Annotated in this window: 10 protein-coding genes; 3 read left to right on the top strand and 7 right to left on the bottom strand. The window is 44.5% G+C overall.

Going from position 1 to position 16091, the window contains the following annotated elements; translation table 11 throughout:
- Nucleotides 1-682 precede the first annotated feature (682 nt).
- The 7 genes from H8S75_RS28080 to H8S75_RS28050 form a co-directional block, all read right to left on the bottom strand.
- A complete protein-coding gene (locus H8S75_RS28080) occupies nucleotides 683-3199 on the bottom strand; it encodes a PSP family protein (RefSeq protein WP_243270499.1) in 2517 nt (838 codons plus the stop codon).
- Nucleotides 3200-3298: 99 nt separating this feature from the next.
- Nucleotides 3299-3475: a DUF6774 domain-containing protein gene (locus tag H8S75_RS28075; RefSeq protein ID WP_187024342.1), complete on the bottom strand. Its 177-nt coding sequence runs from the start codon at nucleotides 3473-3475 to the stop codon at nucleotides 3299-3301.
- Nucleotides 3476-3685: 210 nt separating this feature from the next.
- Nucleotides 3686-4222, bottom strand: coding sequence for a rubrerythrin (gene rbr, locus H8S75_RS28070; RefSeq protein ID WP_187024398.1), 537 nt, complete (start codon nucleotides 4220-4222; stop codon nucleotides 3686-3688).
- A gap of 158 nt (nucleotides 4223-4380) precedes the next feature.
- On the bottom strand, nucleotides 4381-4923 hold the full coding sequence (locus tag H8S75_RS28065; protein ID WP_002605222.1) for an NADH peroxidase: 543 nt from the start codon (nucleotides 4921-4923) through the stop codon (nucleotides 4381-4383).
- Nucleotides 4924-5041: 118 nt separating this feature from the next.
- On the bottom strand, nucleotides 5042-5437 hold the full coding sequence (locus H8S75_RS28060) for a Fur family transcriptional regulator (RefSeq protein WP_187024341.1): 396 nt from the start codon (nucleotides 5435-5437) through the stop codon (nucleotides 5042-5044).
- 139 nt (nucleotides 5438-5576) lie between these two features.
- Nucleotides 5577-6515 carry a LysR family transcriptional regulator gene (locus H8S75_RS28055; RefSeq protein WP_002605220.1) on the bottom strand — a complete coding sequence of 313 codons (939 nt, stop codon included), beginning with the start codon at nucleotides 6513-6515 and terminating at the stop codon, nucleotides 5577-5579.
- The gene (locus tag H8S75_RS28050; protein ID WP_187024340.1) at nucleotides 6512-7237 is read right to left on the bottom strand and encodes a phosphatase; all 726 of its coding nucleotides are present in this window, start codon (nucleotides 7235-7237) and stop codon (nucleotides 6512-6514) included. Before H8S75_RS28050 ends, H8S75_RS28055 begins: the two co-directional genes overlap by 4 nt.
- A 628-nt stretch (nucleotides 7238-7865) precedes the next feature.
- On the opposite strand from H8S75_RS28050, the gene H8S75_RS28045 reads away from it, so the two are divergent.
- The 3 genes from H8S75_RS28045 to H8S75_RS28035 all read left to right on the top strand — a co-directional run.
- The gene (locus tag H8S75_RS28045) at nucleotides 7866-9056 is read left to right on the top strand and encodes a phosphopentomutase (RefSeq protein WP_187024339.1); all 1191 of its coding nucleotides are present in this window, start codon (nucleotides 7866-7868) and stop codon (nucleotides 9054-9056) included.
- Between the two features lie 331 nt (nucleotides 9057-9387).
- Complete coding sequence (locus H8S75_RS28040) at nucleotides 9388-10281, top strand: hypothetical protein (protein WP_187024338.1); 894 nt, start codon at nucleotides 9388-9390, stop codon at nucleotides 10279-10281.
- A 13-nt stretch (nucleotides 10282-10294) separates the two neighbouring features.
- Nucleotides 10295-16091: InlB B-repeat-containing protein (locus H8S75_RS28035; RefSeq protein WP_187024337.1), on the top strand; the 5797-nt coding region annotated here is incomplete at its 3' end.

Genomic DNA, 16091 nt, shown 5'->3' with positions numbered 1-16091 from the left:
CGGAAAATGAGGAACATGAGGAAGACGATGGGAGTTGGGAAGATGGAAGTGAAGATGGGAGTGAAGATGAGAGTGAAGATGAGAGTGACGGAGAACGTGATACGGTTGGAAAACTCGAATCTGATGTAAATGAAAGAGGCGAAATGGAGGAGGAAGACGGGAACTGTAATGGAGATGGCAGATCCAGTAAAGACGGCATAGAATGCAGCTCAAAGAAATCGCCAAAAAGAAAAAAGGAGTATGGGGAAGAGGATAATTCCAAAGCAGACCTGCATAAAATGACTGACCAGCCGAGTGGTGACAGTAACGGAAAAAAGACTGGAAATGGAAAAGGCCGAAAAAATACGGAAACTCGCAAAAAAAAAGAAATGTCAGACGAGGAACTCCTGCAGCATGAGCTTTTAGAGCAGATTAAGGAACTGGAGGCGGGCGTCGAAGATCAGGAAGAAGACTACGATATCGAACGCGAGATCGAACCGGAAAAAGAGAAAGCACCGAGGAAGGGGAAGGCGAGAAAGAAAAAGAAATAAGAATAGAAGAGAGTAATAAGAATTCTATAAAGAATTTGCAGGAGGGAAACGCAGGCAAGACACATGTCTGCGTTTCCCTTTTCGCTGCCAATTGAGCTTCAGTCGTCGCCTTAATAAACCAGTATTTTACGCTCATCATTCGTCCCCCTCTGCTATTCCTTATAGTAATCTTTGAAAAATTCCTCATAAGTCTCAGGCTCGGGCGTTTCGCTGCGGGCTTCCTGCAGCAGGCTGAATAGTTCCTCCCACAGCTTTTGACTTACCTCCACATCGGAATAGTCCATTGTAGATATATAGTAGGACTCACTGCTCCCAACATCATCATCCCAGTGGAAGACTGTCTTAAATCCCGCAAAAACCCGGTTGCCATTCCTGTCCTCTGACTCGTAGCTATACATATCCTTGCTGGCGAGACAGGGATTGTGCCAGAATATTTGTCCGGCCCCCATGAAGTAGCAATAACTGCTGTAGACCGACAGAAACAGATAGACCTGGTCCTGTTCCGGATCGTATTTTAACCCGTAGAGTCCCATATTCCGAACGATCAGTTCCGGCAGACCATCGCCGTCATAGTCCGTATAATAGTAGCTGGAGTCCTGTTTCAGCTCCTGTCTTAGAAACTCCTGATCACTTAGATGATCGCTTCGAAGAATATTCTGATACGTATCTTCTTCGTAATCCAGAGACCGGTACGCCCTGCAAAGCACCGGTTTCTGGTTGGTCACAGCCTTATAAAAGGCCTCCCTGTAGATTTTATCTGTCTCCGTGTCGTACAGAGAATCGTTGATGGGGAACTGCCTGACGCGAAAATCTATCGCGCGGATCTGGTCGCTGGCTGCTTTGATAAGCGCCCTGGAATCGAGTAAATCGCCCGGTTCCGGCACGTCCTTACTATACCAGGTGTTTTCATATTCTTCCCATCGCTCAGAATAGTCCTGATCGTCCTCCTCGTGATCCTCATAGGGCCAGAAGCCGGCTTTCATGATATACATTTGATCCGTGCCGCTGTCCCATTTGAGAAGGGTATACGCGGCTCCCAGCCCATCGGAGCGTCCATAGAGATACGTGTACTGGGCAGTCATGATTTCATAGACACCGTCGCCGTCTGCGTCCACAGGTGTGAAGAGATAGAAATAAGGATCCGCACTCAGCCAGTCCGTTTCATTGTTCTCCCTGCCCTCGTCGGTGAGATTCCCGTCCGCGTCAAAGTAGGGATTTCCTTCCGGGCCTTTGCGTGTGAAAGTAGTGTAAAAACCTGTATAACCGTTTTGTACCGTATGGGTATATCCTTCCGACAGATGAAGGGTAAAATATGTATCGAAATAATTATCGCCATCCCACTCAGGGCTGCCGAATATTTTGGCCGGACTGCCGTCGGATATCTGATAGATGTCGCTCTCATAGGCGCCGGCCCCTCCGGTGATACTGATTAAATGATGCATCAGAAGCTCGTCCTGACCGTCTCCGTCAATATCCGCCAGATACCACTCATCTCCATAGGAACCGTCACAGAGAACCGTACAGGAGGTGCCGCCATTTCCAATGATGACAAGGACAGGAATCCCATATAATGGGCTATTGCAAAACATGGCACGGTAACATATAAGTGTAAGCTCCGTTCCGTCTGCTGCGTACACCTTTTCGGTCATCGCAGTTCTTATGTAAGGCACGGCAGAATGATCGTATCCCAGAGCATCCGCAGCCAGCGTCTTGAACTGATCGTAACCGGGGAGCTCTTCGGGGAATTCCTTCCGGGATGCGGAATCTTCAAGCGAAAGGGGAAGAGACAGCGACGAAACTATTTTCAGGATCAGATGAAGGTCAGGGCAGATGACTATATAGCTTTCAGAGCCAGGCCGTTTGTAATACTCGGCGTCTGAGGGGATGTCCCATGTAAAAACGGAGGTCTTTAAGTCCTCCCACCAGCCCGGATCAACCTGCTCCGGCAGAATTTTCTTCATGTCCTTTGTCCAGAGGGAGAGATCGTCCGCCTCCACTGTGAAGGCCGCCCTGATATCGTAATCGGAAGGACCCGGGACTCTCCCATTGGAATTATCCTGATAAACAATGTGATAGGCTGCATCGATCATCTCAGAGGGCATTTCCAGATATCTGGAGAGGAAGGCCAGCTTCTTATCTCTGTCTTGAAAAACAGTGCTTCTCGTATCGGTGGTATAATCCTTTGGTAATTCCCCGGAATTCTCTGTATTCGGGGAAATGATCCTGACCTCTGGAGCACCTCTCGTAGTCAGCTCCATCGAGCTTTCGTGATCCACTGCCGTGATTCTTACGGACAGGGTGGTATTGCCCGGAATCTCCATTACGGTACCCGGAAGTTCGCGAAAAGTTCCCTCCTCATCTTCAACATACAGGTGCTCTATATCAAATGTGAAATGTTTTTCAGACAGGAGAAGCTCATAAGTAATCTGAAACGTTACGCTTTGGGACTTAGAAGAGGGGTTTTTAATGGAAAAGGCTGCCTGGGCAGTGTTTCGATTCCCATTGCCGCTGTCCGGCCAGATCATACCGACCGGATTGCTGTCAAGAACAACTGGACGGATGGGGGCTTTATGATTACCTGCTGTGTAATAAAGCAGCAGTAAAATGAGCAGAAACAGCGGGAGTAAAATCAGGATTATGCGTTTTCTTTTGTTACCCTGCTTATGCATTTGGCAGCTCCTCAGTCTTTCTCTTTAGAATATACGTTAAATGGTGAAGTCAGAATATATTCGATATACTGCTTTGGATACTTCTATTGTAGCATACTTTTACTTTTTTGTATCCTCCGAAGGACAGCATAAAGCCTGATGCGCGGAAATCGTGGCAAGCGTATCGCCCAGCTGTGAGAGGATAGACGCGAGAAGTGCTATTTCATCGGCACTTTTTCCTTCGGCAATGCAGCAGGCCAGACTCGATATGGAGATTACTAATTCACAGGATTGCATATGGATCACCTCCTGACAGATTATGCGGTTCAGATCAGGAATAGAATGCAGAATCAGACAGGACGGGCCTTATTGCAGGCAAAAAAATAACTCCCTGTGGAAATGGATCCGTCTATTGCGATCCTTTCCCACAGGGAGTTATTCTCCAAAGATACTGGCTATTCCGCTGCCTGCACAGCGGATTCCGCAGTCGCTTTTATGGATTAAGAATTAATAATTCTCAACTTTTCTTTCAAAATAAGCCTTCGGATGTGCACATGTCGGGCATACTTCAGGAGCTTCCGGTCCTTCATGTACGTATCCGCAGTTGCGGCACTTCCAGCCAAGAGGAGCGTCGCCCTTGAAGGTCTTATCGTTCTTTAAGCTGTCAAGAAGCTTTAAGTAACGTTTCTCATGAGCAGCTTCCACTTTTCCAACAAACTCAAATTTGATGGCTAACTCTTCGAAGCCTTCTTCTCTGGCTTCATCAGCCATTCTCTTGTACATATCGGTCCACTCGTAGTTTTCACCTTCGGCTGCGTCTGCAAGGTTCTCTTCAACGCTGCCGATGCCATGGAATTCTTTGAACCACATTTTAGCGTGCTCTTTTTCCTGATCTGCTGTCTCTAAGTATAAAGCAGCCATCTGCTCGTAGCCAGCTTTTTTCGCTACAGAAGCATAATATGTATATTTATTTCTTGCCTGAGACTCGCCTGCGAAAGCGTCCATTAAGTTCTTTTCTGTTTTTGTTCCTGCATATTTAGACATGTGATAAACCCTCCTGATTACTTTTTCTTTGGTATCCAATGAACCCGACTGTTCAATGAGTGAATTCGTTCCCAATCCGGATCTTCCGATGGAAAACCAGGGAACGGTATAATCAAGCTATGCCGTTCCCTGAAAATGGTGAAGTGAATATTTATGAATTAGCCAAAGTATCTGTCAAGCAGACCCTTGAATGCTTTGCCATGGCGAGCTTCGTCTCTTGCCATCTCATGTACGGTATCATGAATTGCATCAAGGTTTAACTCTTTAGCACGCTTTGCTAAGTCAACTTTACCAGCAGTAGCGCCGTTCTCAGCAGCAACTCTTAATTCAAGGTTTTTCTTTGTGCTTGCAGTTACACACTCGCCAAGTAATTCGGCGAATCTGGAAGCGTGATCAGCCTCTTCGTAAGCAGCCTGCTTGTAGTACATACCAACTTCCGGATAGCCTTCTCTGAAAGCGACTCTGGACATAGCTAAATACATACCAACTTCAGAACATTCACCCTCGAAGTTTGCTCTTAAATCTTTGATGATATCTTCACGAACGCCCTGAGCTACTCCTAATTCATGCTCAGCTGCCCATGACATATCCTCTTCCTGTAATTTGAACTTCTCTGCCGGTACCTTACATACTGGACAAAATTCCGGAGCAGTCTCTCCTTCGTGAACATAACCGCATACTGTACAAACCCATTTCTTCATAATTCATGTCTCCTTTTCATTTTTATATATTTGTTTTTATTGAACTTGTTTTGTTGTAATCAATAACAGTAATGATTACTGATATTAATTTAGCACATCTTTCTGCTTCTGTCAATACTTATTGTAAATTTTTTTTCAAACAATTTTTGCAGGTACCGTAGAAAAAGATTGTATGGCTGTCAACATGGCCGGCCGCATATTCCTGAGCCAGTTGATTGATGTTATCCAGGGTTTTTAAAGGCAGGTCGTAGACCTGGCCGCAGTCCCTGCATACGAAATGATAGTGCGGTGATGTGTCTGCATCAAAATGATCTGCCCCATCTCCACATGTCAGCTTCTGAATTTCCCCCAACTCCACCAGCAGGTTTAAATTGCGGTAGACAGTCCCAAGGCTGATGTTTGGATATTCTTCGCGGATTGATGTGTATAGGGCGTCGGCAGTCGGATGGTCATGCCTGGCCATCAAACAAGATTTGATGGATTCCCGCTGACGGCTATACTTCAATGTCTTCATAGCAGCTCCTTTGCATTAAAATAGTAATAATACTGATAATGGTTACTATTTAATAATACACTACCAAATGGTGATTGTCAATGCTGTGAAGGTCGAAAATACAGGTAAAAACGTAGTTTTTCCTATGTTAAATTAGTTTTTATATGTTTTCCCTGGCGATACGGATAAATTCTTCCGTAGCCTGGGACAGATAGCGGCCTTTATGGTAGCCAAAGGCCAGAATTCCGTGTGTGCGCCCTTTGGGAAGGGAATAGAAATTGAGTCCCTTTTTATTCTTTGGCAGATCGGTCATAAGCCCGGTTCCTGACATGAACATCTTGGGATAAAATGTGATTCCCATCCCTTTGCCTGCCAAAGCCAGTACGGTTTCAATATTTTCCGTTTCAAGAACGATGGAGGGCGTGATCTGTGCATCCTCAAAAATTTCGTCGGCAATGGTCCGGACGCGGTTTCCTTTATTAATAAGAAGATATGGACAATCTTTTAACAAACGCACGTCCGCATTTTCTTCCAGCTGACTCTTAATTTCCTCCTGGCGGCCGGGGAAAAAGCTGTCCAGGATCTGATCGGGAACGATGAGAAGAATCTCTTCTTCACAGATCGTGACGGTCTCCACATTTTCCGCTTTAAATGGAAGCAGGTCGATAATCAGGTCGATGTCTCCCCGGATCAGGGAAGTACTTAACTCCGATGAATTGCCTTCTACCAGGTGAAGCTCGATGTTCGGAAACTTTTCACGGTAGACCGGCAGGATAGCGGGAAGGAGAAAACGTCCCCGTGTGTGAGAAACTCCGATGGATATCTGTCCGGTGGTAAAATCCTTAATATCGGCCAGCTGGCGGTAAGTCTCATCCTTTAGTTCCAGCAGCTGTTTGGCGCGCAGCTTCAGCGCTCTTCCGGCATAGGTGAGTGTCAGTGGTGTCGTCCGGTTGAAAAGCTGGACGTCAAACTCCTTTTCCAGATTGGAAATATGATTGCTTAATGACTGCTGGGATATATATAGGCGTTTAGCTGCCCGGGTGATGTTCAGTTCCTCGGCCGCTGCCAGAAAATATTCCAGATTCAGAAAGTTTATCATAAGCACTCCTTTAGCCTGGGGATATACGGAAGCAGACGGTCCAGAGAACCGTTTACAATCAGCTCTTCCGGGAAGCCGGTCTCTTTAATGAGCTCCCAGGCAAGTTTATGATTTCCCACATCAGCCTCGATGTGGGCGTCGCTGTCAATGATGACAGACGCTTTATAGTGTTTACATAAATCCAGCATGATCCGGTAGTTTTCTTTTGCGTGGAGCCGCATGCTTGTCGAATGCAGTGAGCTGCTGTTAAGCTCCAGCAGCGTGTGGTGTTCCGCGGCTGCGGCTACGACCGTGTCGTAATCAATAGGAAACCGTCCGTCATCCGGGTGGCCGATGATTTTAACATAAGGATTTTTGATGGCCCCTAAATAGGCATTTGTATTTTCCGCAACGGTACCGCATTTGTAGCAGGGTTCGTGGATGCTGGCGATAGTGTAATCGAGACGTTCCAGTATGCCTTCCCTTAAATCAATACGGCCGGTATAATCCAGAATGTTTAGTTCAGACCCCATCAGTATCTTTACGCCGAACAGGGTGCGCGGTATGACTTTAAAATTAATAAAATAAAATTCGTGACAGGTTCCCGGCATCTTCGGTGCATGATCTGTCGAACCGAAAAGCGTGAGACCTTTCTCTGAGGCAGAGCGTGCCATCTCATAAAGTGTGTTGTATGCATGACCGCTTGCGGTGGTATGGGTGTGTAAATCCATGATATCTTTCATAAATAACGTTTGGAGGCCTGGGCCTCGTCTCCTTTTTGTTATACAATTTATGTCTGCCTAAAATGTAATCTTTCTAATTACAAATATACCATATTCTGGATAAAAGTAAACAGAATTGTCACCAAAAAAGCAGAGAAATCAAGAGGCAGGTTACAGTTCACTCCCCACCAGGGGCACCGCAGTTCTGTTCGGCCGGGCAGGCTTCCTCAGCCTTTCCAGTTCCGGTTTCGGGCATAAGAAGTTCTAAACGTGCAGAATCTTTCTAAAAACCAGGTAAAATTCCCAAACTCGCTGCGCTCAGACAAGTGGGAATTTCACCTGAACGAAAAATTTTGCGTGTTAAGAACTTCTAATACCCTGCAAAGTCACTGGAAAGGCTGAGGAAGCCTGCCCGGCCGAACAGAACTGCGGTGCCCCTGGTGGGGAGTGAACTGTAACAGAGGCAGCGCGCTGTATACAAGATGTCTGCCTGCTCAGCGAGAGCTCTCACGGCTTATCTTTTCCCAATCATAATTAGAAAAAATAATTCATTAAGACATTTGTCCTTTTATAAAATGATTTTTATGGAGTATAATACCAATATCAACCAATATAAATAGTGTTGCAGACAGAAGGAGAATGATACAATATGGAAAAATATCGCAGAATTTTTACCATTGTGCTGGATTCCCTGGGAATCGGAGCGATGGATAATGCGGCGGACTATGGCGACGTGGGGACGGATACGCTGGGACATATCGATGAGCGGATGGAGAGCTTTCACATACCGAATCTTGCAAAAATGGGAATTGCAAACCTGCATCCCTTAATTCATGCAGAGCCGGCAGAGAAGCCGCTGGCCTATTACACAGAACTGAATGAAGCCAGTACCGGCAAGGACACGATGACCGGACACTGGGAGATGATGGGACTTCATATTACGAAGCCATTTCAGACATTTACCGAGCACGGATTTCCGAAGGAACTGATCGAGGAGTTGGAAAAACGCACGGGACATAAGATCGTGGGCAATAAATCGGCCAGCGGAACAGAGATTCTAGACGAGTATGGCGAGCATGAGATCGCGACCGGAGACATGATCGTCTACACCTCTGCCGATTCTGTACTTCAGATCTGCGGAAACGAGGAGACCTTCGGACTTGACGAGCTGTACCGCTGCTGTGAGATTGCCAGGGAGCTGACGATGAGAGACGAGTGGAAGGTGGGCCGCGTGATTGCCAGACCGTATGTGGGCAGGAAGAAGGGCGAGTTCAAACGGACTCCTAACCGCCATGACTATGCGTTAAAGCCCTACGGACCAACTGCGCTGGATGCCTTAAAGACAGCGGGGTACGATGTGATAAGCATTGGCAAGATTAAGGATATCTTTGATGGAGAGGGAATTACGGAGGCTTATAAGTCACAGAGCAGCGTTCATGGAATGGAGCAGACCATTGAAGTCATGGATAAGGATTTTCACGGCCTGTGCTTCGTAAATCTGGTGGATTTTGACGCGCTGTGGGGACACCGCCGCGACCCGATCGGTTACGGAAAAGAGATTGAGCGGTTTGATGAGAAGCTGCAGATCGTTCTGAGCAAGTTAAAAGAAGATGATTTACTGATCTTAACGGCTGATCACGGCAATGATCCGACCTATACCGGTACGGATCATACGAAAGAGAAAGTTCCATTTCTGGCATATTCTCCTTCTATGAGTGGAAGTGGAAGAATCCCGTCAGAAGATACCTTTGCCGTAATCGGAGCTACCATCACAGACAATTTTGGGGTCACAATGCCGGAAGGAACGATTGGAAAATCAATACTTCAGGAATTGAAATAGAAGTGATGCGCCAGGGTTTGTAACCGTCCATGAGAACAAAACTGAATAAAAGCTTTCAAATGAGCGCCGGAAATACGTGAGGAGATGTAATCTCACAAAATTTTCAGCGCTTTTTTGCGTGTTTAGACATCGATTTCATGCGGTTTACAAGGTTACGGTTACGCATTACAAATAATTTTAATTTATTTTCAAAAAAACTTAAAATGTAACCAATTTGTAACCGATATGGTATATACTGGTTACAGACACTGGGTAAAACTATATTTAATTGAAGATAATGTAATGAAAATAGATAAACTAAAGCTCTGAACAGAGGGAGAAGGAAAAATTTATGACGATAGCAAAGATGAGTATGAACCGCAACTCTTCCCGCTACTTCAAAATATCGGTAAATGGATTTGAGAATGGCTGTATGAGCGGCATCATATATCACGCAGGCACGGCGCCGGGGATCCGGTTTGAGAATTACCTGGAGATGATGCTTCACATGAACCGGATATTCGACGAGTTGGCGAATCCGAAGAGAACGATGGATTACCGGAGATTTGGCGGAACGAAGCTTCCTGAACCTCCCGTACAGGAATATGATCAGCTGGAAGATGGTACGCTGGCCACATTTAAACTCAACGTAAAGTTCAGATACAACACGAGCTGGCAGGGAGAGATCTCCTGGCTGGAAGGGCAGGAAAAACAGGAATTTGAGAGTTTTCTGCAGATGACCTACTGGATAGAACGGGTGCTGAACGGACCGGGCGAGCGGAGGCAGTCACAAAAGACCTCAAATGTCTGCCAGATCGCCGTAGACTCCTTCGAGGGCGGTCTGCTGGCTGGAAGTGTTCAGAACGCCTTCCTCAATTATCTGGAAGATTTTACAGGAACCATAGCCCTGGCTGATGCCATGGGGCACTTTATCGGACTTGGCAACCTGAGGGAAGACGATTCCGGAGTACAGAACGAAGACATCAGGATTATATCGGATAAGATGTGGTCCGTTTACAGGGAAGGCGGGAAAGAAGCCACCTTTCTGATCAAGATCCTGTTCCGGGAACATTCGACCTGGCAGGGCGTTATACGCTGGAGGGAAACCGGTGAAAAACAGGCCTTCCGAAGTTTCATGGAGCTGGTGCTCCTGATGACCTCCGCACTGGAGAGCAGTGACGGATGGATTTTATATGAAGACAGATATGTGCATAAAAATAGAGAGAGTGCCCTAATGGAAGGGTAAGAGAGGGGAAGCTATGAAGGGATTAAAGAAAAAGTTAAAAAGAGGTTTGGCGGGATTCCTGTCATTTGTTCTTACCATGACTTCTTTTAACATGGTGTCATGGGCGGATGTGGCCGCTGCTTTTGAGAAAGAGAATGCTACATTTGTGATGAGCGGAGAGGATTTGAGAGACTCTGCACAGGCAGCCATTGATAATGGCGATGAATTTAATTTTGAGGACCTCGGCGTGGATACATCCGACCGAAGCCTTGCAAAGGAATATCAGAGGCTGTTTGAAACAGGTTCTGTATTTGAGTTTGCACCGGCTTACGATATGGACGAAGAGGAATATGCAGACGGAGCAGAGCTTCGTATGTTTATCCGTATTAACGGCGATCCCGAAGGATATCAGATTACAGGCGATGAGGATATCATTTTCCTGTATATCAACGATTCTGATGCGAGAGTGACATTCCGTTCCAGAATTGACGGATATACGACTCAGAAGGTAACGGTAAAGGGGAATTCTACTTTACTGGATGCGGAAGCACCGACTGCACCGGTTGGCGGTGAAGGAAACGGTAACGGAGGCGCTGGCGGTGCGGGTACGAACGGCGCGGCTGGCGGCGAAGTACAGAACCCGGATGAGAATGCAGGCGGGGAAAACGGAACGGTTGACGGAAGCGTGCAGAATCCGGACGGAAATGCGGCTGATGGAAGCGTAGAGAATCCGGACAGCAATGCGGCTGATGGAAATGGTACCACAAGCGGCGAAGTACAGAACCCGGATGCGAATGTGGACGGAGAAGGCGCGGCAAACGGTGAGGTTCAGAATCCGGATGCAGGCTTAGACGGAGAAAATGGAAATGCAGCAGATGGCGTTCAGAATCCAGATGCTAATGTAAGTGATGGAAACGGAATAAATGACGGAACGGTTCAGAACCCGGATGCAAACGCAGATGGGGAAAATACCGATCATTCCAATACGAATACAGGAAAAGAAGAACAAGTTCAGAAGCCGGAAGACCATACCGGAACGAACGGCGGCGCGCAGAATAGCGATACGAACAAGACCGAAGACGGCGGAAAGGCCGAAGCGGGGAATTCTGAGAGTGGAGCTTCCAATGGTGGGGCGGCATCTGATGGCGGGGCTTCGAATAGTGGGGCGTCTGACAGCGGCTCTTCTGACAGCGGTTCCGATCAGGGGGACTCTCTGGTATCGGCAGCGACCTTGAACCGTCATTATACTCATATTCTTACAACTGCAGTCAATGGTGATGCGGGAAGTAAGGAGAGCGACAAGGTATCTTCTGATGAAGGTAAGGAAGATGAAGTTGATGCCGCTGATAAAACCGATAAAGCTGATAACACAGATACCAGCGATAAGCATGATAGCGAAGATGTTAATAGCAATACAAATACAGAAGACGGCAGCAACGGCGGCAATGCTGATAAAGATGCAGTAGTGACTCCTGATGGAGAAGAAGGGAACAGCGCTGGTGAGGACAATAAGGCAGATGCTGTGACTCCTGACAATGGAGAATACCAGGATTCTTCTGATGCTAAGGCAGATGACCAGGGCGAAGTATCCAAACCGGACGACGGCCAGGGCGATGCTGTAATTGATGATAATTCTGATAAGGATAATGCAGACAAAAATGCTGCGGAAGATAATAAGGCAGACGATACAACAGTTGATGGAAAGGATCATGCTGCTAACGGAGAAGACGGAAAGAAGAACGATTCTCTGGTAGTGGATCCTGAAGCTGACGAAAAAGAAGAAGTATCGAAAACAGGAACCACCAGCGGCAAGACCTATGGCCAGGTAGTATTGGATGAGTCCTATTATGCAAAGGCCTATGTTACTACTTTGGATAAGCTGCATATCGACGTGTCTAAAGAAGGCTATGCCGTTACTTATGCGGTTACACCAGTTGGTACGGCTGCTGTAAAGGGCGCTAAGAATGTAGAAGAAGGAAAAGATTTAACATTTGCCGTAAAACCACAGGTTGGCTATGTTATTGACCATGTAACTGCAAATGGAGAAAGCCTTGAAGCTGTAGAAGATGACGAAGCTACTGTTTCTAATGCAGATACAGGCGTAAAACGGTTTGTTGTTCCGGAGATTGAGGAAGAACAGGAAATCGTTGTGGTGATGGCGGAGACCGGGGAGCATCCGGAATTTAATTTCAGCAAGACTCTGGGCGATGTAGTCGTGAGCCTTCATGCAGAAGAAGGAATTCTGCCGGCAGGAACTGTGGCGAAGGTGACGGAAGTTACGGAGAAGGTTGAGGAGGCTGTTAAGGAAAAGACGGCAGAGGAGACTGGTGAAGATACTTCAGCAAATACGGTTCTGGCTTATGATATTAAGCTATTTGTGGATAATGAAGCAGGCGAACTGGAGGCTCTGGATAATAGCTGGAGTGAAAATGGATATGTAGAAGTTACATTTGCAGGTAAGGCAATTGAAGAGAAGAGTGCGGAAGCTGAAAGTTTAGAGATTGTACACGTAGATACAGGTTCTCTTGATGTTACAGAAAGAAGTATTAAGGTAGTAGAAGCGGATCAGGTACAGGGGGTAGAAACTGTCTCTGAAGCTGTTGATATTTCGGGAGATAAGAGCGTATCAGATATATCTTTCGATGCAAGCCATTTTTCTATATATGCAATAATAGCTGCCAAGAAGGTATATAAAGAAGTAACTATCAACAAGGCAGAGTCCATTACACTAAATTCCGAATTAAACTCTGGAACATGGACAACAAGCAATTCTAATATAGCAAAGATTAGTGGAAGTAATAGGGGGAATTCAGTTGTTATTTCTGGAGTGAACAAGGGTGAGGCTACTATTAAAAGGGGGACTCAGGAAACATTTAAAGTTATAGTTACAAACGATACAACAGCGTATTTTTATATTTGGAGACCAGATAGTACTGAAGATCAAAAATATACAGTTACATGGGAATATTCAAATACAGGTACCGTTATAAACATACCCAACCCCAATAATGTAGCGGGTAATACAAAATTTGATGTTAGCAATATAAAACTGTTTCCAAAATCATATCCTGTTATTACAAAAGCGGGTAAGTCTTACGTATATGATGAAGATGGCGGTGAAGGCACATATACGGTTAATTGGTCCTATATAATACGCAGTGATGGTTATAACATAGGTACAGAAGAGCACAAAATAGGACCTTGTTATCACGTTGATGGCTATGCCGTCTTAGTAGAAGAGACAAATTGTACGGTGAGCTTTGATGTTCAAGAGGTTGGAGATGAGAACTTTAGACCAGTTGAATCGTATCCAATAAATATAAAAAAGAATACAAATATAAAGGATTTAAATGTACCTGTAGTAGCGGATAAAACTGTGGACGGTGATCAATATAAATTTGATGGTTGGTATAAAGATAGAGAGTGTACGATTAAAGCGTCGTTTACAGAAGGTCGTATTACAGAAAATACTACTTTTTATGGCCGATATGTTCAAGTATTAAAGCCAGGACAGCTTGCATATGATGCAAATGGCGGTACAGGTGTAATGACACCAACGAAAGGCAGTGTTAATAGAAATGTAACCGTTGCCTCCAATGCTTTTACAAGAGTTGGCTATTCTTTTTCCGGGTGGAATACTGAGCGAGAGGGTACCGGAACTTATTATACTCCAGGTTCACAGTATAAATTGTTAGCAGGAGATAATATTCTGTATGCACAGTGGACACCTGATAAGAATACAAAATATAGTGTTGCATATTATTATCAGAATTCAGATAATGGTAAATTTGTAGAAGATACAAGGCTGCGTGATGATACACGTACAGGAGTTACCGGGACATTAGTTGAAATAGACAAAGATGACAAAATCGCGGAAAAAGCTGGTTATATACTGGATAATTCACAGATAAAAAGTTGGCAGGGAACGATAAGCGGCGATGGAAAGCTGGTATTAAAGGTATACTTTAAATTACAGTATACGATAGCAATAACAGGAGATGATCATGTAAATATAACCAGTGACTCACCTATATATGTTGATTGGGGTAGTAATGCCACAGGAAGCTGGATTATAGATGAAGGTTATAGTATATCAGAAGTTACAGTTAATCGTGTACCCGTAAAAGTAGCATCTGATGCTACGAGTTATGCGATGTCAAATGTCAAAGAAAATATTGATGTATATGTAAAGACAAAGAGTGAAGATGCAAATTATAAGATAGAACATTACCAGGAGAATTTGCCGGGAGCAGAAGTTCGATATACAAAAGTTAAAGAGGAGAGTGGAAAAGGAAAAACAGGAGATAGAGTACAGATAAATGCTGAGAGTTTTGATGGTTTTGAGTATCAGAATGATAAAGATGAGTACTTTGTCGGAAAATCATCACAACCACAGGATTCTCCGATTATTGCTGGAGATGGAAGTCTTATCATTAAGCTTTATTATGATAGAAAGACAAATTTGTCTGTAGAGGTAAAATATGTAGAGTATGTATCTGATGATGCTGATTATAGTGCTGCTGAGGAGCTGGCAAAATCCGAGAAATTGACAGGTACTTTTGGAACTATATATAATATACCAGAAAAAAGTATTCAAGATTATGACCTGAGTCTTGTAATAGACAAAAATAATCCTAAAGTGTTTAAGGAAAACATGGATATTATCTATGTGACTTACACAAAAAGGGCTGCCTATACCGTTTGGTTTAATGGAATTCAAATTACTGATTTGATCAATGATCAGAATCAGGAAAATTATCAAATGAGTGGTGATGAATGGATTACCAGATTATCATGGAATGGCATGGATAGCAATAATAAGTCGGTTCCCTATAGTGTAAATGATATAGAAGAACTGGCGAATCAAATACTAGGAATATATAGAGATAACACAGGTTGGGACAATTTATCTTATAAATCCTTTAACATAGTTCAAGAAATAGATTTACCAAATGGAAAAAAAGGCTGGAAGACTCTATATACATCTGGTAGTGATGAATCACTGGAAAATGTAAAGCTGTGTGCAGGATACGAGACAAGATATCAGATTTATTTGGATTCAACGATGAGTATTAATGCAACAGGCGCTACCCGCATTTATAATGGAGAACCACAAAATTTAATTGAGAGTCTGACTACTCAAATCAATGGGAGTGGAATAGAAATAACTCCTAATTATACTTATGAAGTAGCTAAGATTACAAATAATATAATTGGAAGTTATAAGGTCACAAAAAATCCATCGGAAATTGAGGCAGGAGAATATTCCGTTAGAATTAAGGCTAAAAAGGATAAGTTTAAAGAAACGCAAACTGTAATCAGGGCAGTTATTTTAAAACGCCCAATTACTGTTTATGCGGGATCGCTGACAGAAGATTATGACGGAAGTGAGAAAGAAGTAACAAAAATTACTTATACTGTATCGAATGAAGAAAATACAGCCGGAGCTTTAAAGGATCATAAGGTAAGTGCAGTTCTGGAAAATAATAAGAGAACTGAAGCCGGAGAGCAGGTGGTAAGAGTAGCAGAGGACAGCGTAAGGATACTGTCAGGAGAAACTAATGTAACGGAGAACTATGTAGTAAGTCTTGAAACGGGACTGTTGATAATTAATAAGAGAGATGACCTTAAAATCAAGGTAGATGCGGAAAGCCTAAGCCATGTATATGACGGAGCAGGCCATGGAATCAAAGCGGCCGAAGCAAGTGACATAAAGGGAACGACCATTGAGTATTCCACTAACGGCAGAACCTGGAGCGGAACAATCCCGCAGTTTACGGAATATAAAGAAGGCGGATATCCGGTTTATGTAAGGGCAAAGAATCTGAATT

It is taken from the genome of Hungatella hominis, from assembly GCF_014288005.1.
Classification (GTDB): Bacteria; Bacillota; Clostridia; order Lachnospirales; family Lachnospiraceae; genus Hungatella; species Hungatella effluvii.
Note: the sequence above shows the minus strand (reverse complement) of the source record. Positions and strands in the feature narration are given on the sequence as shown.

Coding starts and splice junctions, on each gene's coding strand:
- H8S75_RS28080 (WP_243270499.1), bottom strand. CDS start 3,199: ATGCATAAGCAGGGTAACAAAAGAAAACGCATAATCCTGATTTTACTC.
- H8S75_RS28075 (WP_187024342.1), bottom strand. CDS start 3,475: ATGCAATCCTGTGAATTAGTAATCTCCATATCGAGTCTGGCCTGCTGC.
- rbr (WP_187024398.1), bottom strand. CDS start 4,222: ATGTCTAAATATGCAGGAACAAAAACAGAAAAGAACTTAATGGACGCT.
- H8S75_RS28065 (WP_002605222.1), bottom strand. CDS start 4,923: ATGAAGAAATGGGTTTGTACAGTATGCGGTTATGTTCACGAAGGAGAG.
- H8S75_RS28060 (WP_187024341.1), bottom strand. CDS start 5,437: ATGAAGACATTGAAGTATAGCCGTCAGCGGGAATCCATCAAATCTTGT.
- H8S75_RS28055 (WP_002605220.1), bottom strand. CDS start 6,515: ATGATAAACTTTCTGAATCTGGAATATTTTCTGGCAGCGGCCGAGGAA.
- H8S75_RS28050 (WP_187024340.1), bottom strand. CDS start 7,237: ATGAAAGATATCATGGATTTACACACCCATACCACCGCAAGCGGTCAT.
- H8S75_RS28045 (WP_187024339.1), top strand. CDS start 7,866: ATGGAAAAATATCGCAGAATTTTTACCATTGTGCTGGATTCCCTGGGA.
- H8S75_RS28040 (WP_187024338.1), top strand. CDS start 9,388: ATGACGATAGCAAAGATGAGTATGAACCGCAACTCTTCCCGCTACTTC.